This is a genomic window from Rothia sp. HMSC065C12 (genome assembly GCF_001812085.1).
In the GTDB taxonomy this organism is placed as follows: domain Bacteria; phylum Actinomycetota; class Actinomycetes; order Actinomycetales; family Micrococcaceae; genus Rothia; species Rothia mucilaginosa.
The window spans coordinates 80,627-104,393 of sequence record NZ_KV807678.1; the positions used below are offsets into that span (position 1 = coordinate 80,627).

The 23,767-nt window shown below is 60.6% G+C and carries 19 protein-coding genes, 2 tRNA genes, 1 other RNA gene and 1 pseudogene; 16 read left to right on the plus strand and 7 right to left on the minus strand.

Going from position 1 to position 23,767, the window contains the following annotated elements:
- The 3 genes and pseudogenes from HMPREF2836_RS09355 to HMPREF2836_RS04630 form a co-directional block, all read right to left on the minus strand.
- Positions 1 to 1,691: pseudogene (locus HMPREF2836_RS09355) on the minus strand (siroheme synthase); the annotation flags it as partial.
- 481 nt (positions 1,692 to 2,172) lie between these two features.
- The gene (locus HMPREF2836_RS04625) at positions 2,173 to 3,243 is read right to left on the minus strand and encodes an S-layer homology domain-containing protein (RefSeq protein ID WP_070629593.1); all 1,071 of its coding nucleotides are present in this window, start codon (positions 3,241 to 3,243) and stop codon (positions 2,173 to 2,175) included.
- Positions 3,244 to 3,620: 377 nt separating this feature from the next.
- Entirely contained in the window at positions 3,621 to 4,412 is a 792-nt protein-coding gene (locus HMPREF2836_RS04630; protein WP_070629596.1) for a YaaA family protein, read from the minus strand.
- A 160-nt stretch (positions 4,413 to 4,572) separates the two neighbouring features.
- Between HMPREF2836_RS04630 and rnpB the strand changes: the two genes are divergently transcribed.
- Positions 4,573 to 4,978: RNase P RNA component class A (gene rnpB, locus HMPREF2836_RS04635), an RNA gene on the plus strand.
- Positions 4,979 to 5,109: 131 nt separating this feature from the next.
- Here the strand turns inward: rnpB and def are convergent.
- From def to orn, 3 genes are all read right to left on the minus strand, one after another.
- Positions 5,110 to 5,682, minus strand: a complete 573-nt coding sequence (gene def, locus HMPREF2836_RS04640) for a peptide deformylase (protein WP_044141710.1) — start codon at positions 5,680 to 5,682, stop codon at positions 5,110 to 5,112.
- A gap of 131 nt (positions 5,683 to 5,813) precedes the next feature.
- Positions 5,814 to 5,886 (minus strand) — tRNA-His (locus HMPREF2836_RS04645).
- Between the two features lie 106 nt (positions 5,887 to 5,992).
- Positions 5,993 to 6,679, minus strand: a complete 687-nt coding sequence (gene orn / locus HMPREF2836_RS04650; RefSeq protein WP_070629598.1) for an oligoribonuclease — start codon at positions 6,677 to 6,679, stop codon at positions 5,993 to 5,995.
- A 238-nt stretch (positions 6,680 to 6,917) separates the two neighbouring features.
- Here orn and mptB point away from each other — a divergent pair, with 238 nt between their 5' ends.
- Together mptB and HMPREF2836_RS04660 are read left to right on the plus strand one after the other, a co-directional pair.
- Positions 6,918 to 8,591, plus strand: a complete 1,674-nt coding sequence (gene mptB / locus HMPREF2836_RS04655; RefSeq protein WP_070629599.1) for a polyprenol phosphomannose-dependent alpha 1,6 mannosyltransferase MptB — start codon at positions 6,918 to 6,920, stop codon at positions 8,589 to 8,591.
- Between the two features lie 103 nt (positions 8,592 to 8,694).
- Positions 8,695 to 8,770: transfer RNA gene (locus HMPREF2836_RS04660), tRNA-Arg, on the plus strand.
- A 96-nt stretch (positions 8,771 to 8,866) separates the two neighbouring features.
- On the opposite strand, the gene HMPREF2836_RS04665 is transcribed toward HMPREF2836_RS04660, so the two are convergent.
- Positions 8,867 to 9,763 (minus strand): HNH endonuclease family protein, encoded by an 897-nt coding sequence (locus tag HMPREF2836_RS04665; RefSeq protein ID WP_070616418.1) that lies wholly within the window; start codon positions 9,761 to 9,763, stop codon positions 8,867 to 8,869.
- Between the two features lie 346 nt (positions 9,764 to 10,109).
- Here HMPREF2836_RS04665 and HMPREF2836_RS04670 point away from each other — a divergent pair, with 346 nt between their 5' ends.
- The 13 genes from HMPREF2836_RS04670 (at position 10,110) to fabF (ending at position 23,691) form a co-directional block, all read left to right on the plus strand.
- On the plus strand, positions 10,110 to 10,673 hold the full coding sequence (locus tag HMPREF2836_RS04670; protein ID WP_005506266.1) for a single-stranded DNA-binding protein: 564 nt from the start codon (positions 10,110 to 10,112) through the stop codon (positions 10,671 to 10,673).
- Between the two features lie 217 nt (positions 10,674 to 10,890).
- Positions 10,891 to 11,238, plus strand: coding sequence for a 50S ribosomal protein L19 (gene rplS, locus HMPREF2836_RS04675; RefSeq protein WP_005507488.1), 348 nt, complete (start codon positions 10,891 to 10,893; stop codon positions 11,236 to 11,238).
- Positions 11,239 to 11,458: 220 nt separating this feature from the next.
- On the plus strand, positions 11,459 to 12,628 hold the full coding sequence (gene lepB / locus HMPREF2836_RS04680; protein WP_141752105.1) for a signal peptidase I: 1,170 nt from the start codon (positions 11,459 to 11,461) through the stop codon (positions 12,626 to 12,628).
- A 6-nt stretch (positions 12,629 to 12,634) separates the two neighbouring features.
- Positions 12,635 to 13,465, plus strand: coding sequence for a ribonuclease HII (locus HMPREF2836_RS04685; RefSeq protein WP_070629601.1), 831 nt, complete (start codon positions 12,635 to 12,637; stop codon positions 13,463 to 13,465).
- 98 nt (positions 13,466 to 13,563) lie between these two features.
- Positions 13,564 to 13,890 carry a DUF2469 domain-containing protein gene (locus HMPREF2836_RS04690; protein ID WP_005506259.1) on the plus strand — a complete coding sequence of 109 codons (327 nt, stop codon included), beginning with the start codon at positions 13,564 to 13,566 and terminating at the stop codon, positions 13,888 to 13,890.
- A 317-nt stretch (positions 13,891 to 14,207) separates the two neighbouring features.
- On the plus strand, positions 14,208 to 14,693 hold the full coding sequence (locus HMPREF2836_RS04695; protein ID WP_005506258.1) for a YraN family protein: 486 nt from the start codon (positions 14,208 to 14,210) through the stop codon (positions 14,691 to 14,693).
- Complete coding sequence (locus HMPREF2836_RS04700; protein WP_070629603.1) at positions 14,693 to 16,231, plus strand: YifB family Mg chelatase-like AAA ATPase; 1,539 nt, start codon at positions 14,693 to 14,695, stop codon at positions 16,229 to 16,231. The genes HMPREF2836_RS04695 and HMPREF2836_RS04700 overlap by 1 nt, the downstream gene beginning before the upstream one ends.
- Positions 16,232 to 16,408: 177 nt before the next feature.
- A complete protein-coding gene (gene dprA / locus HMPREF2836_RS04705; RefSeq protein ID WP_246822825.1) occupies positions 16,409 to 18,154 on the plus strand; it encodes a DNA-processing protein DprA in 1,746 nt (581 codons plus the stop codon).
- A gap of 217 nt (positions 18,155 to 18,371) precedes the next feature.
- Positions 18,372 to 19,460 carry a tyrosine recombinase XerC gene (locus tag HMPREF2836_RS04710; protein ID WP_070629606.1) on the plus strand — a complete coding sequence of 363 codons (1,089 nt, stop codon included), beginning with the start codon at positions 18,372 to 18,374 and terminating at the stop codon, positions 19,458 to 19,460.
- 251 nt (positions 19,461 to 19,711) lie between these two features.
- Positions 19,712 to 20,611: an ACP S-malonyltransferase gene (locus tag HMPREF2836_RS04715; protein WP_070543125.1), complete on the plus strand. Its 900-nt coding sequence runs from the start codon at positions 19,712 to 19,714 to the stop codon at positions 20,609 to 20,611.
- A gap of 116 nt (positions 20,612 to 20,727) precedes the next feature.
- Positions 20,728 to 21,753, plus strand: a complete 1,026-nt coding sequence (locus HMPREF2836_RS04720; RefSeq protein WP_070629608.1) for a beta-ketoacyl-ACP synthase III — start codon at positions 20,728 to 20,730, stop codon at positions 21,751 to 21,753.
- Between the two features lie 204 nt (positions 21,754 to 21,957).
- Positions 21,958 to 22,200, plus strand: coding sequence for an acyl carrier protein (locus HMPREF2836_RS04725; RefSeq protein WP_005507475.1), 243 nt, complete (start codon positions 21,958 to 21,960; stop codon positions 22,198 to 22,200).
- A gap of 219 nt (positions 22,201 to 22,419) precedes the next feature.
- Positions 22,420 to 23,691, plus strand: a complete 1,272-nt coding sequence (gene fabF, locus HMPREF2836_RS04730; RefSeq protein ID WP_070629611.1) for a beta-ketoacyl-ACP synthase II — start codon at positions 22,420 to 22,422, stop codon at positions 23,689 to 23,691.
- Positions 23,692 to 23,767 lie beyond the last annotated feature (76 nt).

Genomic DNA, 23,767 nt, shown 5'->3' on the forward strand with positions numbered 1-23,767 from the left:
AACGTGTAGGTGAGGCTACCGTCCGGGTTCTCCCGCACCTGATGCTCCAAGTCCTTGAGCATCCCGCCGTACTCCTCGAGAGGCGGATAACTATGGTGCTCCTCATACACGTACACCGATCCGTGCTTCACCAGAGCCAGCTCGTAGAAAGCGTACTTCTGACGGAATTCAGCGCTCAACGGGGAAGTCGTCACCGACACCGTACCGCCCTGAGAAATATTGAGGGTCCCCGAATCAACCTTCAACTTAACATTCGCCGGGTTCTCCCAATCAACAGCATCAGCGGCAGGAGGGACCATCGGAAGCTGCGCGCTCACCGTGAACTTATGGCTACCGTACGAATACTTAGAGTCCGAGAACACCACACGCACTTCAGCCATCGAACCGCGAGAAGAAGGCCTATAGGAGGAATCACCGTGAACCTTATACTCAACCTCCACGGTCAGAGTGCCGTCAGCGTTGCGGGTTACCAGCTCGTCATGCTTATCGTACTGGCTCGCTACATCAGTCCTCGCAAAATATCCCTGCTCACCAGAGGTAGCGTTATAAATCGACACAGAGTCAAGGTAGTACCCCAGGTCAACCTCGGGTGAAATATTAGAAATAGTCACCTTATAGACGCGGTCCTGACCGGGATCAAAATTCTGCGCATCAACAGATACCTTCGGCAGGGTATTCCTGAACGAATTATTCTGATACGCCATGTGTGCGGGGTTATTGCCCACCGGAACGAAGGGGAACTTACGCGTCACCTTAGGCCACCCGTGGGTTTCTACACCAGAAACACCCAGGGAATACCCCTTACCGGACTTCAGGACTCCCGCGGGAATCGTGATCTTCTTCTGGAAATAGCCGTTAGGAATCAGGCCTTTGAAAATGCGCTGATTCTCTTCCGTATCCGGTGCCTTCAGCTCACCAAGCGAAGCCACATTATCGTTCGTGACCTTTCCTTGCTCATCATGCTCGGACAAGGTGAATTTTACAGAGCTGACATCCTGAAAACCGGTACCCGTCAACGTCACCTCAACCGGCTGACCTGAGGCAATCTGCTCCTCAGAAATAGCCGAAACATCATAAGTGATGGAGGGGAGCGCCGCCTTCGGGAGGTTGAACTCCACCGGCAGCGCCGCACGGACGCGATCCTCAGTGTTCCACGCATAGGGGTGCGCATCATCTACAGGGCGGTAGGTGAGAATGACCTCGTACTCCAGGTTTGCCGGCAGGCTATTTGCCGGAACCGTCAGGTCAGCACTGAAATTGCCGTCAGCAGCCGGTTTCGGGGCGTCAAAGACAAGGCCTCGGTGATCAACCTTCTGGTAGGGGTTGGCGTAGGTCGAAGAGCCCTTCGGGGCAATTGTGAGGCTACGCAGCTCATTGTGTGCCAAGAACTCGGGGGACAGCCCGGTACCTTCCACGTGCACGGTACCGCCGTGGAGAATGTCGAGGGAGCCGCTGGTCACGCGTAGGGTCGGCAGGGACGCATCCTGCGTATCACCCTGCACGGGCGCGTTCTGTACGGGTGCGTTCTGCGCGGGGGCGTTCTGCGCGGGGGCGTTCTGCGCGGGGGAGGCGGGCGCCGGCTGGGCCGCCACCGGCGTCAAAGCCAGCAGCGGAGACAAACCCAAAACCAGGGAAGCACCCGCAACTTTTCGGCGCGTGCCACGAGCAGGCTTAAAGAAGGAGGACATCATTATCCAATCTGAATTTTCTGCATGAAAGAGGGCGAATGAGAAAAGAAGTTGAGAGGATAAATGAGTGACAGTCCACCGCACCAAACCCGCACGAATTCACATCGTAGAGGACCCGTAGCAGCGGCATGCTGAAGTGCAATCTCAGCCTACCAACCCGCGTCTTAAACATTCAATGAAAACACGAGAAAAACATGCCGATGAGAGTTATAAGACAAAAAATTCAAAAATTACGCCCATGTTTTATACAAAGCCCAAACCCCAAAAAGACCACACAATGGAGAGACAAAAATGGAAGCATCACCAGCGCTAAAAACGGCACCCAGCAGCGCCAGTACCAGAAAACGGGCACACAAAAAGGGGCGGCGAGAGAAAAACTCTCACCGCCCCTTCTATAGCCACTATCTTCAGATACTGTTCTCAGAGACTAACCCAAGCTAAAACGTGTAGGGTCAACCGCCTGGTTCACGGCACCTGCCGAATCCTAATCATCGATATAGGGGCTGTTGGGGATGGCGTCAAGCATGTCGAGCATTGACAGGACACGAGCCAGCTCCTCGCGGGTAGCAGTCTTGGTCGGACGGAAATCCTTGCTCTTATAGTGATAGCTCGTATCGATATTCACCGACGAGTGCAGCCACACCGACTCGGTGTAGAACGGGGCACCCGGCTTCATATCCTGCGGGGTAGTGGGACGGAACCAATAAGAACGACGACCGGGGGTAAGCATAAAGTAACGGTAGAAGAACGCAGCCATCGTAGCGCGGCTAGCCACCGCCTCCGGGTGCATCTTACCGTCAGACCAGCCGGAAGTCAGACCGTTCTGATACGCCCAAATATACGCCGGGTAACGCTCATCCTTCGGGGACAAATCCGGGAAAGGAGAACGCGCAGGAAGCTTCACCTTCGGCGAGCGGGCGCCTCGGTAGATTGCATCCATCAGGTCGCCGCGGGTCACCGCACGCTTAGGGTAGAAGCAACGTTCCTTATCGAGCAGCAGAACCTTTACCTTACATGACCTGTAGATATCGGGAGCGTACTCGCCATCCATATCAATATCCACAATGAACGGTGCCCACGCGAACTCCGTGTCAATCTTGGGGCGAACTTCAAGAGTGCGCAGAATGGTGTACTGCTCACGGCGCGGACGAAGAGACAGGCGAACACCATAGTCTGCATTCGGGCCACCGGTGATCTCAGGATCAATGACGTGATGCCTAATGTAGACATCATTCTCGATGCGCTTCTTCGGCTCAAGAGAGAAGAAATAGAACTGGGTGAAGCCCTTCTTCTTGGTGTAGTAGCCGACCTCAATGTACGGGGTGTACAGGCCGCTATCAATCACGGCCTGCAGGCCGGTAATCTCGTAGCTGAGGTTGAAGCCGCTAATATCAAACGACGCCTCGGTAATCTTGAACGTCAGCGGGGTGGTCTTAACGTCCAAGGTGGCAGCCTGAGCGCCCTGCTCACCGGCGTGGTGTGCGCCCAACGCGCCGGCGACTGTTAGTGCTGCCGCACCCTTAATGAGGGCGCGACGAGAGGAAAAATTAGACATATCGTTGTCCCATCGATGTGTTTCTGAGTGGTTACTTCTACGCTAGCAAACCAATAACCGTTGGGTAAGCCTCTAGTCGTTTGCTGTACGTACGTGGCGTGACGTGTTTCCATGTGTGTTGAGTTGAAAATGTGAATGTTAGTGAGTGAAATACCCGCCACCAATGGCGAGACGTTTAACACTATAAACATTTTTACTCGCAAAAAGAAGGCGGATAGCTAGACACTAACCGCCTTCTCTGCTCATCAAAAGCTACCCCTAAAATGTGGGGAAATGTGGTTTTACAAGGGGTAATACAGATTTAAGCCACTAGAAAAAATAGTTAAAAAATTTTCAATATGATGCAAAAAATAAGCGGAAACAAATAGTTGGGCAACCTACTGCTCATGCACCAGCAGCGTCAAAACACCCGCCTTACGCGCCGTCGGCAGGGTGCACTCCACCGACCAGTCCTCGCTGACCGCCTCCAAAAATTCGGCAATACCCGCCGTGGAACCATCAATAGGACGAGCTGCCAAACCCGACTGAATCAGGTAGCGTGCAAACAGGCCGCGGTAATGCTTCGCCATGTGTGAGACGACCTTACGCGACCCATCAGCCGCCACACGCTCCACACGAACCGCCAGAGTCTGCGACGGGGGAGTCACCCACGACTTCGCGTAGGCTGCAGAACGGCAATCCAGAATCAGCTGGTCCCTCGCAGTCGCTTCCAGTGCGGTACCCAACGCACCTTTCCAGAAGGAGGCGAGCGCACCCACCGACCCCAGCTTCACGCCCATCGACAGGCGGTAGGCGGGGATCGCGTCCTCGGGGCGCAGAATACCCCACAGCGCCGAAGAAATCAGCAGCGACCAGTGCGCGGCATCGCGTTCGGCGGGGGAGAAGCTCGCATAATCCAGTGCCTCAAAGAGCACACCCGTGTAGGTGCGGATCGCGGGCTGTGCCGGTTCGGTGAGCAGGCGCGTATTGCGTTCCACCTCTGCTTCGAGGGAAGCACCCACCTTGAGCTCCGCCAGAGCATCGGGGCCCGAACTGACTGCGGTCAGCTCCTCCAGGACGCTCTCACGCTCGGCAGTGAGCTCGGGGAACGAGAGGTCAGCGAAGCATACGGGCGCGTTGCCTGCGGGGGCGGGAGTTTTACCTTCGGATGGGGGAAGAAGAATCAGCATCTCTCCAGTGTACCCGCGAGACGCAGTGTAGCTACGAGGCGCAGTGTAGTTGCGAGACGTCAGCGTGCCCGCGAGGTCGCTAGTGTACCCCCGTGTACCCGCGAAACGAACCCGGAAAATAGCCACCTCCAAGGGTGTGCGTATAATGGGTTGGGTGAAACGGGCCGTCCGGGCAATCGCGAGGCACACGTGCTTCGAGGAAAGTCCGGGCTCCACAGCACAGGATGGTGGATAACATCCACTCGGGGTAACCCGCAGGCCAGTGCCACAGAAAGTAAACCGCCGCGGTTCGCCGTGGTAAGGGTGAAAGGGTGGTGTAAGAGACCACCAGCGGGCGCGGTGACGTGCCCGGCTAGGTAAACCCCATTCGGAGCAAGGTCAAACAGAATACGCCATGGTAGGGTAGTGCGCCCGATCCCCGTCAGCTTCCTTTACGGAGGTGGGGTGCGTATTCGGGTAGGCTGCTTGAGACGTGCGGCAACGTACGTTCTAGATAGATGATTGCCTCAAAACGCCCCTTCGGGCGGCGTTTTAGACAGAACCCGGCTCATAGGATGACCCGTTTCACGCTACCGTTGACTGATGGAAAATATCATCGGCCGACGGAAAACGAAGACCGCGAATGCGCTTTTAGAGTGCATTCGCGGTCTTCGTTTTAAGTTCTCGAAAGGTCTCTGACCTTCAGAAGAGCTCGTGATTAGTGGCCGAACGGATCCGGATCCACGCCGGGCATCCACGAGTTACCGTCGACGGTCCAGCCTTCCTTCTTCACGACCTTCTTCATCTTGCCGGTCCACTTCTTGTTCAGACGGTTCACGTACAGCTTGCCGTCCAGGTGGTCGGTTTCGTGCTGCATGCAGCGTGCGAACCAGCCGGTCGCCTCAAAGTGGACGGGGTTGCCGTGCTCGTCAAGACCATTCACGGTCACCCACTCGGCGCGCTTAAGGGGGAAGCCGTAACCGGGGAAGGACAGGCAGCCCTCTTCCTCCTCGTACGGGTCCGGGTCAGCGGTAGAAATCTTGCCCAGGGTCAGTACCGGGTTGATGATGCAGCCGCGCGGGGGAACGCCGTCCTCATTTTCCATCTTGTAGGTGAAGATGCGCAGGCCCACACCAATCTGCGGTGCCGCCAGGCCCACACCGTTGGATGCGTCCATGGTCTCGTACATGTCAGCCACGAGCTCCTTGAGCTCATCATTAAACTCGGTGACGGGTGCCGCGGGGCGGTGCAGAACGGGGTTGCCGTGAATAACGATGGGGCGAATAGCCACGGAATCATCCTTTGCTTGTGTTGAACGGGAACTGTTGAGTGGGAACTGCCGGGTACACCGTGTGTGGGTGAACCGGATTGAGGGTAAGCGAAAGGGTCGTTACGGATAACCATAACGACCCTTTCCATCGGGGTGATCGACGGGGGTTGAACCCGCGACCTCCTGGACCACAACCAGGCGCTCTGCCAACTGAGCTACGACCACCATGTGCTTCGCTTGGTTTCCCTTGCGATATGCAACGGATACTACTGTACAGGAGATTCAGGAACCTGCCAAGTTGAAAAGCCGTGATGCTCGTTACATGTCGTGCTTACGCCTCGGATGCCTCAGCCGCCTCAGAAGTGGATGCCTCAGCCTCGCGCTCAGCAGCCTCGCGTGCGGCACGCTCAGCCTCCACCTCACGCGCAATCTGCGCCGACGCAATCGCATCCGGGCCCTGCTGCACAAAAATAGCGCGACGGTAATACTTCAACTCATCAATCGAGTCCTTGATATCACCCAGTGCGCGGTGGTTACCGGTCTTCGCCGGGGCGCTGTGACGAGCCGCCGGGTACCAGCGCGACGCCAGTTCCTTAATGGTGGACACGTCAATCACGCGGTAGTGAAGGTGCGCCATGACCTCGGGCATGTAGCGCTCCAAGAAACGCTTATCCATGCCCACCGAGTTGCCGCCCAGCTGCGCCTTGCCCGCCACCGGAACATACTTCTTGATGTAACGAAGCACCTGCTCCTGCGCGTAATCCATCGACACACCGTGCTCAATATCGGGTAGCAGACCCGACGCCTCATGCATCGACCGCACAAAGTCATTCATGTTCTCCAGCGCACCGGCAGGAGACTCATCACCGGGCTTGATGACGAACTCAACGCCAGAACCCAGAATGTTCAAATCGGCATCCGTGACCAGAACGCCCACCTCGACGAGAGCGTCATTCTCCACGTCCAGGCCGGTCATCTCGCAGTCAATCCATACAATACGTTCACTAGAAATACTCACCCTCCCACTCTACCCCCAAATGCCGCCGGCCCGGCGGGCAGCACGTCACAAAAGGGCACAAGATGGTGCAAGACGGCACAGGCGGATGGGCAAACGGCGGCAATGGGGGAGAACTGCACCCCTCTGCGGGCCCTTGAGGAACGTCCACAAGTGCCTTCGCAACAGTGATTCTCGCAAGTGCATCCAAGGGCTCCGGTATGATAAAAACCAGAACGACGATGCAGACAGAAAGGGAGTTATGCGCGCACCAAAGGAGCTAGCACACCGGCTCACCACCCCCGGCGCACACGACGCACCTCTCTCACCCAAACTCTTGGACTACGTCAATAACCACCGTCTGCGCACGGTGATTATCGGCACCATCGGCTCCATCATGGTCACCCTCGGCTCCTACGCCGTCGGCTGGCTCGCCGACAGCTCCAACTTCTGGCGCTACGACATTATTCGAGCCATCCGATTCGAAGCCGCATGGGTCATCACCGGCATTATCATGCTCGCCCTCGGCGCTATGATTATGTGCCGTGAATGGCTGCGAATCTATCAGAAAATGGGCGACTGGAACGAACCCAACGCCATGCGATGGATGATTGCCGTCACCGCCAGTTGGTCCCTGCCGCAGATCTTCGCGTTCACCATCTACAGCCGCGACATGTTCTCCTACTACGGTCAGGGCATGGTCATGGCGCACGGCCTCAACCCGTACAAGCATGGCGTTTCCGAAATCTCGAACTTCATGCAGAACGGTGCGGACCCCATGTGGGCGGAATCCCCGCCCCCGTACGGACCGGTCTCCCTCAAATTTGAAGAGTGGATTGTGCGCCTGGCGGGGGAGAATATCGACCTCTCCCTCTTCTACTTCCGCCTGCTCTCCGTGCTCGCGGTCATCGGCATTCTCTTCTACGTGGCAAAACTCGCCCAGGCGCACGGCTTCAACCAGGTCCGCGCTCTCTGGCAGATTGGCCCGAACCCGCTGTTCATCGCATCGTTCATTGCCAGCGGCCACAACGACTCGCTCATGACCATGTTCATGCTCGGAGGCCTCTACTACGCCAAGCGCTACCGCGACACCTGGTGGGGCGGCCCGCTCGGCGTGACCTTCGTAGCCCTCGGCGTTGCCGTCAAGCCGCTCGCCCTCGTGGTACTGCCCTTCGTGGGTCTGCTCTGGGCTGGTAAGAACGCCTCCTGGCCGCGCAAGTTTATCTTCTGGGCATTCTCCGGCGTGCTGCTGCTCGCCGAAATGGCGCTCATGGGCTGGGTGACCGGACTGGAATTCGGTTGGATTAAGGCACTGTCCACCACCGGCGGCCAGTACATCTGGTACACCCCCTTCGGCCTGGTCATCGGCGCCGCATCCCTGTTCATTCAGGGAGACGCCTTCGAGGTCATCCGCAAGCTCATCGAGACCGTCGGCAAGGGCATCGGCATGCTCGGCGCAGTAGCCATGGCATTCGTTGGACGCGACCGCAACATCGTGCGCCACGCCGGCCTCGCAATCCTGTTCATGCTCCTGTGCAGCCCCATGATTCAGCCCTGGTACCTGCTCTGGGCAATCCCGATGCTTGCCGCAACCGGCCTGCGCTCGCACTTCCAGCTCATGTGGTACTTCATCACCACGCTGTTCTTCATGGCGTATGGTGTGAGCGACCAGCTGAACGTCTCGCCCTACCTGCGCGATTTCAACCAGGACATGGGCCGACTCATCGCGACCGTCATCTGCTTGGGATACATCATCTACCTGGTCGCCCTCGACCTGGCAACCCGCCGCCTGGTGTACGTGAGCCTGCACCCCACGCAGATTCGCCGCACCACTATCCGCCTGTGGTGGCAGCTGTTCCCCGGCGCATCAAGCCGCCGTGCACGCCGCCGCGAGGTGAAGAAGGCAGAACGGGAAGCCGCCAAGGTAGGCTCCTAGCGCGAACTCCTAGTTCGCCAGCCTGGCTTAGCTCAGTGGAACAGCCCCCGCGTGAGAGGCGCGGTGCATGAGAAGCATAAATTCTCATGTACCCTAGAGGAAGGCCTCAGTAGCTCAGAGGATAGAGCAGGAGCCTTCTAATCTCTTGGTCGGGGGTTCGATTCCCTCCTGGGGCGCCACATGTAAAAACCGCCCCGCACCCTGAACTCAGGGTGCGGGGCGGTTTTCTTTATGCTTTTACATTTGTGTGCCGGGAAGCTACTTCTTGGTCGGGGCTACTTCTTAGTGGGGTTCGTGTCCTTGCAAGAGTTGAGGACGCGCTCCATAACCTTCTTCTCATCCGCGGTGACCCACAGCTTGTACTTCGCCTTCACGTGCACCTGGCGTGCCACGTAGGTGCAGCGGTAGGCGGTGTTGCTTGGCAGCCAGTCGGCGGCGTCCGCATCGGACTTCTGCTGGTTTGCCGGGCCGTCTGCAGCGAGCAGGTTCTCCGGGTCGTTCGCCAGCTGGCGGCGCTGCTCTGCGGTCAAATCCTGTGCGCCGGTCTGCCATGCGTTCGAGAGAGCCACCACGTGGTCAATCTGCACCGCCGAGGAGGTCTTCTTGCCGCGCTTGAACTCGATGGTCTTGCCGGTGTACGGGTCGTTCAGAGTGCCGCTGATGACGGTGCATGCGTGGGTCCTGACCTTGAAACGAACATTGGTCAGGTCGCGGCGCAGAATGTCGTCGCGAGTGTTGCACTTGTTGCCGTCAACGTCATCCCAGGCGGGACCGAACTGATCACGAGAGTAGCCGGCCTTCGACGCGCGTTCCTTCACCTGCAGGGATGCCAGCTCGCTCTTCGCGGTTGCCAGATCCGGTGCGAGCGCAGTCGCGGGATCAACCGCCTTGTACGGGTTCTTGACCTCGGCGAGGGTTTCAGTTTGAACGTTGGTCTCTTCATCATCGGTGGCGGAGGTCGTCGTGTCCGAACCGAGTAGCCCGTCTACACCGTTCTTACTCACATAGACCAGACCAATAATCAGCACAATCACGGCAAACACAGCGAGCAGACCGTAAATGAGGCGCTTCTTCTGCGGGTCCATCGAATCGGGCAGCTTGGGCAGGTTGCGCTGCAGCTGCTGAAGTTCCTGCAGGGAGGACAGGTTGTTGTTCGCGGGCTTTTTGCTCACGGGTTCTCCAAGGCGGGTAGACGGGATGCGGCTGAGTGCACCGCATCATCAAGGATAGAGGGCGCGGGATAGAAATAGTTAACTTGAGGGTAAAAATAGCCGCCCCGACGCTGAGATACCTATCACGATGCCGGATGGGGCGTAGTCGTCATATTTCTGCAGGGAATGCGTTGCCCGCAGGCGATTTTTGAAAAAACGGGGTGAAAAGTTCAAAAACTCTATCCACAGGCGGTGCCCAAAACCGCAAAACGCGAGGTTATCCACAGAAGCGGTAACCACCGGGTGCAGGAGCGGGTCAGCCCTGGCAAGGTGAAGGAACCCACCCACTAGTTTCTAAGGAGAAACCATGAGCGACACCATCCTGATCCGCGGATTCACCGCCTCCGACCCGGCACTGAGCACCCTGCCCAACGGGGTGCCCGTCGTGAACTTTCGCCTCGCCAGTACCCCTCGCTGGCAGGATGCTACCGGCACCTGGAAAGAAGGCACCACCAACTGGTACACCGTGAAAGCCTACCGTCGCCTCGCCCAGAACATTGCCACCTCCATTGAGAAGGGGCAGCCGCTGGTCGTGAGTGGCCGCCAGCGCATTAGCCGCTGGAACCGCGAAGACGGCACGCAGGGCACCACGGTAGAAGTGGATGCCTTCGGCATCGGTCACGACCTGAACTACGGTACGAGCACCTTCGCCCGCACCGTGGAGAAGCGCACGGTCAACGAAGGCTCCCTGCAGGGCGCACCTCAGCAGGGTATGCCGGGTGCGCCGCAGCAGTACGCGCCGCCGCAGGAAGCACCTCAGTACGCACCCCAGCAGAACCCGGAGGCGCCGGGCATGACCGCTCCGGGCGCTCCGGTACAGGACGGCGCATCCCAGAGCGGGGGAGCGCAGAGTGACGAACCCCCCTTCTAAAAGTGCTCCCCGGATGCTTGCATAAACGCGGGCGCATTGGGATAATGGAGCATTGTGTTGACATCGGGCACGCCCCTGCCGCAGGGGGAAGAGCGACCAACGATGTCAACCTTCGGGCACCAATCCTGTCCGAAGCATCAAGTTTTCTGTCCCGCAGTGGGGCAGAGCAATCTGAGTCTATTTGACCTGCGGCAGATGACTCTGGAGATCTACAACTATGCAGACTCTTGACTTCCTCGACAAGAAGTCCCTCCGTGACGACGTCCCCGCATTCGGCCCCGGTGACACCCTGAACGTTCACGTTAAGATCGTTGAAGGTAAGAACCACCGTATCCAGGTCTTCAAGGGCTTCGTCGTTGGCCGCCAGGGTGCAGGCGTTCGCGAGACCTTCACCGTCCGCAAGGTTTCCTTCGGCGTTGGTGTTGAGCGTACCTTCCCCGTTCACTCTCCCTCCATCGAGAAGATCGAGGTTGTGACCCGCGGTGACGTCCGTCGTGCAAAGCTGTACTACATGCGCGACCGCCACGGTAAGGCTGCTCGTATCCGCGAGAAGCGCGAGTTCTAATCTTTATAGATACAGAATTCTGTTGCAAACCGCTCCCCAACCGCATTCCGCGGGAGAGGAGCGGTTTTTGCATATTCTGAGACCCCGCTTTGACCCCGCTTTCTGAGAACCTTGCCGCTCTCAGAAAATAAAAGCCCAAGAGCGCAAACACTCTCGATACAATAGCTAGGTACCGTTTCACTCGAGCTAGGTATCTCTCAAACGAAAGGCTCACTCCAGCATGGCAGACGACAAGAACACTGCGAACACCAGCCCCTTCCCTGAGGGATACCAGCCTCAAAGCCGCCGCGAGCGCCGCGAAATGGAAGAATACTTCGCGCGCCTCGCCGCCGACAAGGCTGCTGCAGAAAAGAGCGCCGCAGAGAATGATGGTGCTGAAAAGGTTGCAACCGAGAAGGCTACCCCCTGGGTGGCATCCGCGAGCGCTGCTGAGGTGACCGAAAGCGACACCAAGGGTGCATCTGAGCGTGATCACGAGGTGGTAGCTAGCGCCGAGGCGAGCGCCGTCTCCGCAGATGCCGCCGTCGCGACTTCTTCCGCCGCAAAGAACACTAAGCGCGAAGAAACCGCAAACGAGGAGACTATCGCAGATGAGGAGAGTGCCGCAGACGTGGAAACCACCAAGGACTTCTCCGAAATGACCCCCAAGGAACGCCGCAAGGCAAAGCGCGCCGAACAGGCAGAGCTGACCTACTCCCAGGCGCAGGAAGAAGGCCGCCTCGGCGAATGGCTCTGGGTGCAGGCACGCGAAGGCGGCACCGTCATCCTGTACGCGCTGGTCATCGCATTCCTGGTCAAGACCTTCCTGCTGCGCGGCTTCTACATTCCTTCCGGCTCCATGGAGCAGACCCTGCAGGTCAACGACCGCGTGTTCATTAACGTGGCGGGCTCCTACTTTAGCGAGCCTAAGCGCGGCGATGTCATCGTCTTCAAGGACTCTCAGGGCTGGATTCCCTCCACCCAGAAGACCAGCAGTCCGCTCAAGGACGCCCTGTCCTTCGCGGGTATTCTGCCGGATACTTCCTCGAACTTCCTGGTCAAGCGCGTTATCGGTACTCCCGGTGACGTGGTCGAGAGCGACGGCAACGGCAAAATCAAGGTCAACGGTGTAGAGATTACCGAACCGTACCTGTACCCGGGCAACCCGCCCTCCGAGCTGGCGTTTAAGGTGACCGTGCCCGCCGGCAAGTACTTCGTGATGGGTGACCACCGCAGCAACTCCGCCGACTCCCGCTACCACATTAGCGACGGCACCGCGTTCATCTCCAAGGATGACGTGCAGGGTAATGTGTTCGTGGTGGCGTGGCCGCTGAACCACTTCGGTCTGCTGCAGGATCAGAGCTCGGTGTTCTCCTCGATTCCCGCACCGACCTCCACCCCGAGCGAATAAGCGAGCGTGGCAATGAAGGTGAGTGCCCAGAAGAGCGCAGCGAAACCCACTCAAGCTAAGCCCGCGAAGACAACCCCGCCCGCCGCCGACCTCGAGTACGAGCAACAGCTCTTCGCCTCCGGCGCCCGCACAGTTGCCGGAATCGACGAGGTAGGCCGCGGCTCCATGGCGGGCCCGGTCACCGTGGGCGTCGCAATCCTCACCCCGGACGCCACCCTCGAGGTGGGCGGGCTGATCGACTCCAAGGCGCTCTCACCGGCACGCCGCGAATCCATGGTTCCCGAAATCCGCCAGTGGTGCGCCGTGGCGGTCGGGCACGTGGAACCGGCAGATATTGACCGGCTCGGCATGACCCTCTCGCTGAGGCTTGCCGCCCAGCGTGCGCTCGCCGAGCTGGCGCGCCGCGGATACCGTGCCGACGCCGCCCTGCTGGACGGTAAGCACGACTGGTTCACCCCTCCGCAGGAGGACCTGTTCAGTGCGCTGGCACCGGACCCGGCGCAGGCACACTACAACGAACTGCTCGCCCAAGCGTGGGAAGGCGCAGGCGGTGCAGATGAGCCCGCGCAGATGCCGGTGACCATGGTCATTAAGGGTGACTACAAGTGTGCCTCCATCGCCGCCGCATCGGTGGTTGCGAAGGTGGAACGTGACGAGCTGATGGTTCAGCTGGATACCCGCTACCCGGGGTACGGCTGGGCAAAGAACAAGGGCTACGGATCTGCCGCTCACCGCGAGGCGATTAGCGTGCAGGGCCCCAGCCCGCAGCATCGACTGTCATGGTCGCTTCCGGCGACCGCCGAGCAGATTGAGGCCGCTGCGGCACAGCGCGGCTAGGGCGTGTGGTATTCCTGAAAACCGCGCCTCGGAAGGCCGCGAAAGCCTAACGTGCCACCGCTGAATCAGTACTACAAAAGTCCAGGAAAGGAAGAGTAGTGAGCGCAGAAGACCTCGAAAACTACGAGACCGACGCCCAAATGGCACTCTACCGCGAATACAAAGACGTCATGTCGCTCTTTAGCTACGCGGTAGAAACCGACCGACGCTTCTACCTGGCGAACCAGGTGGACGTCACCCCGCACGTGCAGGACGGCACCCTCTACTTTGAGGTGAGCATGAGCGACGTGTGGGTGTGGGATGTATTCCGCTCCAACCGCTTTGTGAAGAAGGTGCACGCCTACTCGGTGCGTGATGTGAACGTGGAGGAGCGTCTGCCCAACCAGGAGTTCACCGTGCCGGAAATGCCGGACTTTAACGCCTAGCTCACGCCTGATTTACCGCCTTGCCGGGGGTAAGCACGGGTAGGCGCGCCGGTGCCGGGTGATTGGAATGCGGCGGGACTGAGTGATGAAAGTGCGCGCAGAACCAGGCGGCGAACCTGCGCGAATATGACGCGTCGATTCGACACCCGAGCGGTGTTTTTGAAAAATATACCCCAAAATTTCAAATAACCGACTGTGGATAACCTCTAATTCCTTCTGGGAGCCGAGGTTATCCACAGTTTTTCGTTAACCGCATTCGGGCACGCGCGCGGCGGGCACAGTAGAAGCACTACCGCTATCTACCGGGGGAGAGACCCATGACAACAGCCCGAATAACAGCCCGCGCCGCAACCCGAAGCGCACCCAACAGACCCCTGCTCCAGAGCACCCAGCCTCCGCGAACCCAGCTCCAGCGAACCCCGCCTCGCGCCCACAGCGTCGGCAGGTGGGGCGAGGAGCTGACCGCCCGCATCCTGGAAGCGAACGGCTACCGCATTCTGGAGAGGAATTGGCGACCGCCCGCCGGGCTGGAACACGAACAGATCCGCGGCGAGCTCGACCTGATCGCCATTGACCCCGAGGACGAACTGGTTTTCGTTGAGGTCAAGACCCGCAGCAGCGAAGACTTTGGGCACCCGTTCGCGTCCATTGACCGCGATAAGGCGCGTCGCACGCGCTCGCTGGCGATTCTCTGGTGCCGCCTGCGCGAGAACCTGGATTTTCCGCGCTTTCGCATTGACGCAATTGCGGTGACCGGAACCTGCGAAACCTTCACCTTCGAGCATCTGAAGGCGGTGGCGTAATGGGATTCGCACGCACCTATTCCGTGGCGCTGGTTGGCTTGCGCGGGCATATTGTTGACGTCGAGGCTGACATCTCGCAGGGCCTACCCGGCTTCGTGCTGCTGGGACTGCCCGATACCGCCCTCAACGAATCTAAAGAGCGTGTGCGCTCCGCGGCGAAGAACACCGGCATCACCCTCACTCAGCACCGGCTCACCGTGAACCTGACCCCCGCGACCCTACCCAAGCGCGGCTCGGCGTTCGACCTTGCCATTGTGGTTGCGGCGTTGCAGGCGGAGAAGAAACTGCATCCCAGCGGCGATAGCGTCTTCCTGGGCGAGCTGGGACTGGACGGAACGCTACGTCCCGTGCCGGGCATCCTGCCCGCGGTCAAAGCAGCCGTGGATGCCGGTCACCACCGCGTGATTGTGCCCGCCGAAAACGCTGAGGAGGCGGCGCTCATTCCCGGCGCGCAGGTGAGCGGTTTCCGCTGCCTGGCGGAGGTCTTTGCCGCTCTCGGCGCTGAGAGTCAGAAGCTGACCTACCCGCCCGCCCCGCAGACGGAGGCGAGCGCCCCGGCGGTGAAACCGGCTGAAATTCCCTCGGATATGAGCGATGTTGCCGGTCAGTCGCAGGGTCGTTTCGCCCTGGAAATTGCCGCCGCGGGTAGCCACCACATGCTGCTGACCGGCCCGCCCGGTTCGGGTAAAACCATGCTGGCGGAGCGCCTGCCGAGCATCCTGCCGACCCTCGACAACGATGCCGCGATGGAGGTGACCGCGATCCGTTCCCTCTGCTCGGCGGGGGAGCACCTGAGCGAGCTGGTGCGTCAGCCGCCGTTTGAGGCGCCGCATCATAGCGCCTCCGCGCCGGCGATTCTGGGTGGCGGCAGCGGCATTCCACGCCCCGGTTGTGTGTCTAAAGCGCACCGCGGCGTGCTCTTTCTGGACGAGGCGCCGGAGTTCAAACGCACGGTGCTCGATTCGCTCCGTCAGCCCCTGGAGTCGGGGACCGTGACCCTGGACCGTTCGAGTGCGTCGGCGACGTACCCGGCGCGTTTTCAGCTGATCTTGGCGGCGAACCCGTGCCCCTGCGGCATGAACGTGGGCACCGGTACGGAGTGTACGTGTGCTCCGCGTGAGCGTCGCGCCTATTTTGGGCGGCTGTCCGGCCCGCTGGTGGACCGCATTGACGTGAATGTGACGGTTCCGAAGGTGTCCTCCACGGAGCTTGCGGGCGGTCAGGTGAACGAGAGTTCGGAGCAGATCCGTGAGCGCGTCATGGCGGCGCGGCAGGCTCAGCGGGAGCGTCTGGAGCCGTACGGGTTGAAGACGAATGCGGAGATGAACGGCAAGATTCTGCGCGGTCCGTTGCGTCTGGATGCGAAGCTCACCGGCGAGCTGAACGCCGCCGTGGACCGCGGAACGCTGACGGCTCGCGGTTACGACCGGGTGCTGCGTATAGCCTGGACCCTCGCCGATTTGGAGGGCGCCGCCTACCCGAGCCGGGAGCACCTGGATGTGGCGCTTTTTCTGCGGCAGCAGGGGCAATTGAAATAATGTGCCAGCTGAAATAGGGACAGTGGACATAGCGTGCCGGTTTATAGAAGGAATCACTCACGAGAGGAGAAGAACATCATGGGTGAGAAGAAGCTCAAAAAACGAGCTGAAGAGGCTGAATTGAAAGAAAATGGGCTGAGAGAAACAGCGCCGGAAGAGCGTGTGCCAGAAGTGAGCATGCCTGAAGAGTATGTGCCAGAAGAGCGCGCGGCGGAGGGTTTTGTTCAGGAGGAACTGCAGATCCGCCTGCCAGGCCGCACTCTGGATGCGCACGCCCTGGTGCATGAGAGGGTGGCGCATATTCTGTCGCTGGGGCAGGAGCCTTCGCCGAGCCCCTATAACGCGGCGCGGTTGCCGGGGTTCCTCATCTCCTGCCTGAACCCGGTGTACCTGGAACAGATGAACCTGCAGGACCTGAGCCAGGAGAAACAGTCGGGGGAGCAACAACCGGGGGAGCGGCTACAGAGCGAGGCGCTACAGGGTGTGCACCCCGAAGCTTCGGCGGGCACAGCCTCCAGCAGTTCTGACCCCGCGCCGTTGTCCAATCCAGTACCCCTGCTCAATCCAGCACCCCTGTTCAATCCCGCCCTCAGCGCGGAGCAGCTTGAGGCGGCGTGCCGCGAGTACATCCGCTGCTGCACCGCCCAGCTGATGCGCTACGCCGAACCCGCCGATGAGCTCGTGGTCGAATCCCTCACCACCCTGGGAGCGCCGCTGACCCTGCACTACCTGCTGACCGGACACATCCCCGATGAGCACACCTGGGAGCACGGCGAACCGGATACGCAGCTCAGCGAATTTCTGCGCTCGGTGGGTGCGGCCGCGGCGGGGGAGTCCGCCCTGTTTTCCAGCGCGAATGGCTACTACACGCCGGGTGAGCATCAGATGAGCCGTGATAAGTTCGGCAAGGCGCTCGCGACCCGCCGCCTGCGCTGGAACCGCCGCATGGAACGCACCCTGAACGCGGAGGCACACATGGCGGCAACCTGCGGGGCGTGGCTGGTCACTCCCGCCGATCCGCTGTGGCCGCCGCAGCTGAACGATTTGGGGCCCGCTCGACCGTACGGGCTGTGGTGCCGAGGCGATTCGCGGCACCTGCTGGATGTGGCCTCTGCTCCGAGCGTGGCGCTGGTTGGTTCACGTGACCCGAGCATCTACGGTACGGAGGCGACGACCCACCTTGCCGCCGAGCTGGCACGCCGCGGGTACACGGTGATTTCTGGCGGTGCGATGGGCATCGATATTGCGGCGCATCGGGCGGCGCTGACCCAGCAGGGTAGTGACCTGCCGACCATCGCCTTCATGGCGGGTGGGCTGGATCGGCTGTACCCAGCGCAGAACTCGGATGCGCTGAACATGATTGTTGACCGCGGGCTCATTATGAGCGAGGTGAGCGTGGGCAACACCCCGACGCGTTGGCGTTTTCTGGAGCGTAACCGCCTGATTGCAGCGTTGGCGCGGCACACCATTGTGGTGGAGGCGCGCTGGCGTTCCGGTGCCCTGAACACGGCCCGTCACGCGATGGAGATTGGGCGTACCCTCTGGGCGGTTCCGGGGCAGATTAATTCGCCGAACTCGGTGGGCACGAATCGTCTGCTACGCGATGGACTAGCGCAAACACTCACCGAGGCCGCGGACATCCTCGAGTACGATGCCGCCGCAGGGTTCGAGCTGGGCACCGAGCACGAGAGCGAATGGGATCAGGTTGCTTCCTCCAGCGCGCTGGATGAGCTGACCGAACGACAGGGTAGGGTGTGGGACGATTTGAGCCCGCGCTCCTACCGCGGCGTGGACGAGATTGCCGCAGCTCTCGGGTTGAACGCTCGCGACGTGATGGCTGACCTGTTCCACCTGGGTCGCTGCGGTCTGGCGGAGAGCAGTGGAACGAGCTGGAGAAAGGTCCGCCCGGATGCCGCGGCGTAGAAGAGCCCCTGCTGCGCACCTCGCTGAAAACCCCGGCTGAACGCCCGTAGTGAACATCCCGGCAGTAGCGGGTTACTGCGGTCGGTCATGACGGGCGGCACGTAGAGAGCTCGGAACCTCTCTACAATTGGGGTAGGCTTGCGCGCACTGGTATGGAGCCTACCCCTGACGCCGCATCATCGATAGGCGCATCGAGAACACACGAAAGGAGGGACGCATGACCCCCACCCACCATCCCGAAAAATGGACTGAAAACCGGAACGAGAACCGCGAGGAGTACCGGGATGAGGCTCCCTCCACGACCCTGCCGGTGACCTACACCCGCACGCTTGCGCCGGAGCAAGTAGAGAGCTCTACTCTGCCCGATTCTGCGCTGGGTGTTTCCGGCGAGGTATTCCGTCCCGTCCTGGACCGTTTTGAGCGTTTTCTGCGCTATGAGAAGCACCGTTCCGAAGAGACAATCCGCTCGTATATCTCCGATTTGGAGGGCTTCTTCGGCTATATGGCGCGCCGCGGTGTGCGGCATCTGGACAGCATTGATGCGTCCCTGATTCGTGAGTGGTTGGGTTCACTACATCTGCGGCAGGCGGCTCGTTCTACGGTGGCGCGCCGCGGTTCGACCCTGCGCACGTTCTTCACCTGGGCTCAGGAGGAGGAGCTGGTGCAGGCCAACCCGACCCGCGGTATGCGCACCCCCAAGCGGGAGAATCACCTGCCGCCGGTGCTGAGCCGTGAGCAGATGAACCAGCTGCTGACTACCCTGCAGGAGCGTCGGGCGCAGGATCCTCGGGATGCGCGCCTGCTGCGCCTGGAAGCCGTGGTTGAGGTTCTGTACGCCTCGGGCATGCGTATTTCTGAGCTGACCGGCCTGGATTTGCAGAGCGTGGACCGGGCGAATAAGACGGTGCGCGTGCTGGGTAAGGGCAATAAGGAGCGCGTGGTGCCGCTGGGTACCCCGGCGCTTAAGGCGTTGAATCGTTGGGTGTCCTATGGTCGTCCGCAGTGGATTCCGGAGGGTGCGCAGGGCGTGACGGCGCTGTTTATTGGCCCTCGGGGCGGGCGTGCGAATACCCGCCAGATTCGTGAGGACCTGACCCGCCTGCTGCGCACGGTGGAGAACACTCAGGCGTCGGGCGCGCACGTTTTGCGTCATTCGGCGGCAACTCACCTGGTGGATGGTGGCGCCGATATTCGTTCGGTGCAGGAGCTTCTGGGGCATTCGTCGTTGGCGACCACGCAGATTTACACGCACGTGTCGATGAAGCGTCTGGCGGAGACGTACGCGCGGGCGCATCCGCGAGCATAGGGGTGACACCCCGAAAATTAGCTGTCTCTCTATTTGAACCTTGCCCGTTCGGGTTGTACGAATGGACGAGTTCAATCTAAGCTATACACTGTTCAATGTCTGCCTAAATATCCCGCGCAGCCCAAAGTTTCTGCACAGTGATGTTTATACAGGGCGGCTGAACAAGGTAGCATAGGTAACAGACTAACCGTGGTCTCCGTCTCTATAATGGCACCGCGTACGAGTACTAAAAACCAGAAAGGTCGCACCGCATGCGCGCACTCGTTTGCCCCGGACAGGGCTCCCAGAAGAAGGGCTTCCTGAGCCCCTGGCTCGAGATTGAAGGTGTGCGTGAGCACCTGGAACGACTCTCTGAAGCGGCAGGCATCGACCTGATTCACTACGGCACCGAAGCCGAAGAAGAAACCATCAAGGACACCGCAATCGCCCAGCCCCTCATCGTGGCTGCAGGCATCGTCACCGGTCGCCTCGCACTGCGCGAACTCGACGGTGAAGAGCTCATCTTCGCGGGCCACTCCGTCGGCGAAATCACCGCAGCAGCCCTCGCAGGCGTACTCAGCGACGAAGACGCAATGCGTTTCGTGCGCGTGCGCGCTAACGGCATGGCGGAGGCGGCAGCCGCCTCCCCGACCGGCATGGCTGCAGTACTCGGCGGCGTTGAAGAAAACGTCCGCGAAGCCATCGACGCAGCAGGCCTCGTCGCAGCAAACTCCAATGGCGGCGGCCAAATCGTAGCCGCAGGCCCCATCCCCGCCATCGAAGCATTCGCCGCGAACCCGCCCGCACGCGCTCGCGTCATCCCCCTGAAGGTCGCTGGCGCATTCCACACCGAGGCAATGGCACCCGCCGTGCCCGCACTGGAAGAGTTCGCCGCATCCCTGCAGGTCTCCGACCCGACCTCTGCACTGCTGACCAACCGCGACGGTTCCGCCGTGGCATCCGGTGAAGAGTTCGTCAAGACCCTCGTCTCCCAGGTCACCAGCCCCGTCCGCTGGGATCTGTGCATGGCAACCCTGCTTGAGCGTGAGGTCGCCGGCATTATTGAGGTCGCTCCCGCAGGCACCCTGATCGGCCTGGCAAAGCGCGCGATGCGCGGCGTGCCCGGCACCTCCATCAACACCCCCGAGGACCTCGCCTCGCTGAAGGGTTAAACGCCGGGGGAGAGCACCCCGCCCTCCCCGCGCTGGGAACCCTTCACACTAGACATGCACTTTAGACCTGCAAGGCACACAGTGTCTTGCGAGCATCAGCACTAAGGATTGAATACGTGACTACCCTCAAGCAGTACGAAATCAACCGCTACTCCCGCATCCTCGGTTACGGCGCAGCCCGCGGCGAGGTCATCGTCCCCAACGACGACATCGTTGAGGCAATCGACTCCTCCGACGAGTGGATCAAGCAGCGCACCGGCATCGCAACCCGCCACCGCGCCAGCGAAAACCAGTCGGTAACCGACCTTGCCATCGGTGCCGCCAAGGACGCCCTCGAAGCATCCGGTGTAGCCGGTGAGGACATTGAGGCGGTCATCATCTCGACCATCTCGCACCCCTACGCAACCCCCTCCCTGGCAACCCTGGTCGCCGACGCAATCGGCTCCAAGTGCCCCGCATACGACATCTCCGCAGCGTGTGCAGGTTTCTGCTACGGCATCGCCCAGGCAGACGCCCTCGTCCGCGCCGGCACCGCAAAACACGTGCTGGTCATCGGCGTTGAGAAGCTCTCCGACTTCATCGACAACACCGAACGCACCATCTCCTTCCTGCTCGGCGACGGCGCAGGCGCAGCAGTCGTAGGCGTCTCCGACGAACCCGGCATTGCCCCGACCGTATGGGGTTCGGACGGCTCCCGCTGGGGCACCGTCGGCATGACCCACTCCCTGCTGGACATCCGCAACCGCGACTTCGTCGCAAACCCCGTCGAAGAAGGCGAAAAGATCTGGCCCACCCTGCGTCAGGACGGCCCCTCCGTCTTCCGCTGGGCAGTATGGGAAATGGCGAAGGTCGCCAAGCAGGCACTCGAAACCGCCGGTATCACCCCCGACGAGCTCGGCGCGCTCATCCCGCACCAGGCAAACGCCCGCATCATTGACCAGATGGTCAAGACCCTCAAACTTCCCGACACGGTGGCAGTGGCACGCGACATCGTCGATGCCGGTAACACCTCCGCCGCATCGGTCCCCCTCGCCGCGCACCGCCTGCTCAAGGAGAACCCGGAACTCTCCGGCAAGTTCGCCCTGCAGATTGGTTTCGGTGCCGGCCTGGCATTCGCAGCTCAGGTAGTCGTCCTTCCCTAAGGAAACCACCGAAGCCCGATGCTCGCCCGCACCTCACGACCGGCACAGCGCCGGTGCGCGAGAAAGAAAATAAAGCGGGAAAGCATCTCCACAAACTCCGAGTTGACGCATGCGTACACCACGCAGACACGATAAACTCGGTAATGCACGCGTACCCCCACCCGGCGGGTGCGATGACCATCGAAAAAACAAAGGAGCCCCTGAATGGCTAACAAGGAAGAGATCCTCGCAGGTCTGGCAGAAATCGTTAACGAAGAGACCGGCGTTGAGGTTGAGGACGTTCAGCTGGACAAGTCCTTCACCGAGGACCTGGACATCGACTCCATCTCGATGATGACCATCGTCGTGAACGCTGAGGAGAAGTTCGAGGTGACCATCCCGGACGAAGAGGTCAAGAACCTCAAGACCGTTGGCGACGCAGTCGAGTTCATCGCGAACGCTGCCTAAGCTATAACCAATAACGAGGCGGCGCGGGCTCTCACCGGCCCGCGCCGCATCGCTATTCACTCAGCTTTCAATCCAACACACTCCCGGGAACACGCAGGGTGCGATGACTGCACTCTCCACGGCGTGAAAACGCCCATTGTAAACCCCGGGCCCAACAGGTTTTTATCCACACACCACCGGATAAACCACCAAATCGACCACCGAAGAGAAAGTGCCACAATGTCTCGAAAAGTGCTGGTGACCGGCCTCGGCGCGACCACCCCCATTGGCGGCGACGTCCCCACCACCTGGGAAAACGCAACCAAGGGCGTATCTGGTGTATCCACCCTCGACCACCCCTGGGTCAAGAAATACGACCTGCCCGTATACATTGCAGGCCAGCTCGCCGTGCCCGCCCTCGAATCCGGCCGCCTCACCAAGGTAGAAGCAAAGCGCCTGGATCCCTCGGGCCAGCTCGCCCTCATCGCCGCACGCGAAGCATGGGAAGACGCAGGATTCTCCGGCCCCGACGCCGAATCCGCAGAAGAAGTCGACCCCGAACGCACCGGCGTAGCCTTCGGCACCGGCATCGGTGGCGTGTGGACCCTCCTCGACGCATGGGACACCCTCCGCGAAAAGGGCCCCCGCCGCGTCCTCCCCATGACCGTTCCCATGCTCATGCCCAACGGCAACGCAGCAGCCGTCTCCATGAACCTCAAGGCACGCGCCGCAGCACAGACCGTCGTCTCCGCATGCGCATCCTCCACCGAAGCCATGCAGCTCGGTGCTGAAATGATCCGCAGTGGCAAGGCGGACGTCGTCATCGTCGGCGGTGCCGAAGCGGCAATCCACCCGCTTCCCATGGCAGCATTCGCCAAGATGCAGGCACTCTCCTCCCGCAACGACGAACCCGAAAAGGCATCCCGCCCCTACGACGTCGACCGCGACGGCTTCGTCATGGGTGAAGGCGCAGCAGCGCTCATCCTCGAATCCGAAGAGCACGCCAAGGCACGCGGCGCACGCGTCTACGCGGAACTGGCAGGCACCGGCGTATCCGCCGACTCCTACCACATCACCGCACCGGACCCTGCAGCACTCGGCGCAACCCGTGCACTGCGCGAAGCCCTCGAAGACGGCAACATCGACCCGAAGACCGTCGTGCACATCAACGCGCACGCCACCAGCACCCCCGCCGGTGACCTGCCCGAAGCAACCGCAATGCACGAAACCTTCGGCGAGCACACCAAGAACATTGCCGTCTCCGCAACCAAGTCCATGACCGGCCACCTGCTCGGCGGCGCGGGCGCACTCGAAGCCGTACTCACCGTACTGGCACTGCACCACCGCACCGCACCCTGCACCATCAACCTGGACAACAAGGACCCCCAGATTGACCTGGACGTGGTGACCGAGGCACGCGAGCTGCCCGCCGGTGAGATTGTGGCACTGTCGAACTCCTTCGGTTTCGGCGGCCACAACGCGGTTGTAGCATTCCGCTCAGTAGAGGACTAAAACTCTTCGACAGCCTCATAGGAAGGGCACGTCGGACAATGCTAGCGGGGGAGTGCCCCCTCTTCAGCGCCTGGGG

Bases quoted from the DNA above. Each gene is read 5' to 3' on its own strand.
- HMPREF2836_RS04625 (WP_070629593.1), bottom strand. From the start codon at position 3,243: ATGTCTAATTTTTCCTCTCGTCGCGCCCTCATTAAGGGTGCGGCAGCA.
- HMPREF2836_RS04630 (WP_070629596.1), bottom strand. From the start codon at position 4,412: ATGCTGATTCTTCTTCCCCCATCCGAAGGTAAAACTCCCGCCCCCGCA.
- mptB (WP_070629599.1), top strand. From the start codon at position 6,918: ATGCGCGCACCAAAGGAGCTAGCACACCGGCTCACCACCCCCGGCGCA.
- HMPREF2836_RS04670 (WP_005506266.1), top strand. From the start codon at position 10,110: ATGAGCGACACCATCCTGATCCGCGGATTCACCGCCTCCGACCCGGCA.
- rplS (WP_005507488.1), top strand. From the start codon at position 10,891: ATGCAGACTCTTGACTTCCTCGACAAGAAGTCCCTCCGTGACGACGTC.
- lepB (WP_141752105.1), top strand. From the start codon at position 11,459: ATGGCAGACGACAAGAACACTGCGAACACCAGCCCCTTCCCTGAGGGA.
- HMPREF2836_RS04695 (WP_005506258.1), top strand. From the start codon at position 14,208: ATGACAACAGCCCGAATAACAGCCCGCGCCGCAACCCGAAGCGCACCC.
- HMPREF2836_RS04700 (WP_070629603.1), top strand. From the start codon at position 14,693: ATGGGATTCGCACGCACCTATTCCGTGGCGCTGGTTGGCTTGCGCGGG.
- dprA (WP_246822825.1), top strand. From the start codon at position 16,409: ATGCCTGAAGAGTATGTGCCAGAAGAGCGCGCGGCGGAGGGTTTTGTT.
- HMPREF2836_RS04710 (WP_070629606.1), top strand. From the start codon at position 18,372: ATGACCCCCACCCACCATCCCGAAAAATGGACTGAAAACCGGAACGAG.
- HMPREF2836_RS04715 (WP_070543125.1), top strand. From the start codon at position 19,712: ATGCGCGCACTCGTTTGCCCCGGACAGGGCTCCCAGAAGAAGGGCTTC.
- HMPREF2836_RS04725 (WP_005507475.1), top strand. From the start codon at position 21,958: ATGGCTAACAAGGAAGAGATCCTCGCAGGTCTGGCAGAAATCGTTAAC.
- fabF (WP_070629611.1), top strand. From the start codon at position 22,420: ATGTCTCGAAAAGTGCTGGTGACCGGCCTCGGCGCGACCACCCCCATT.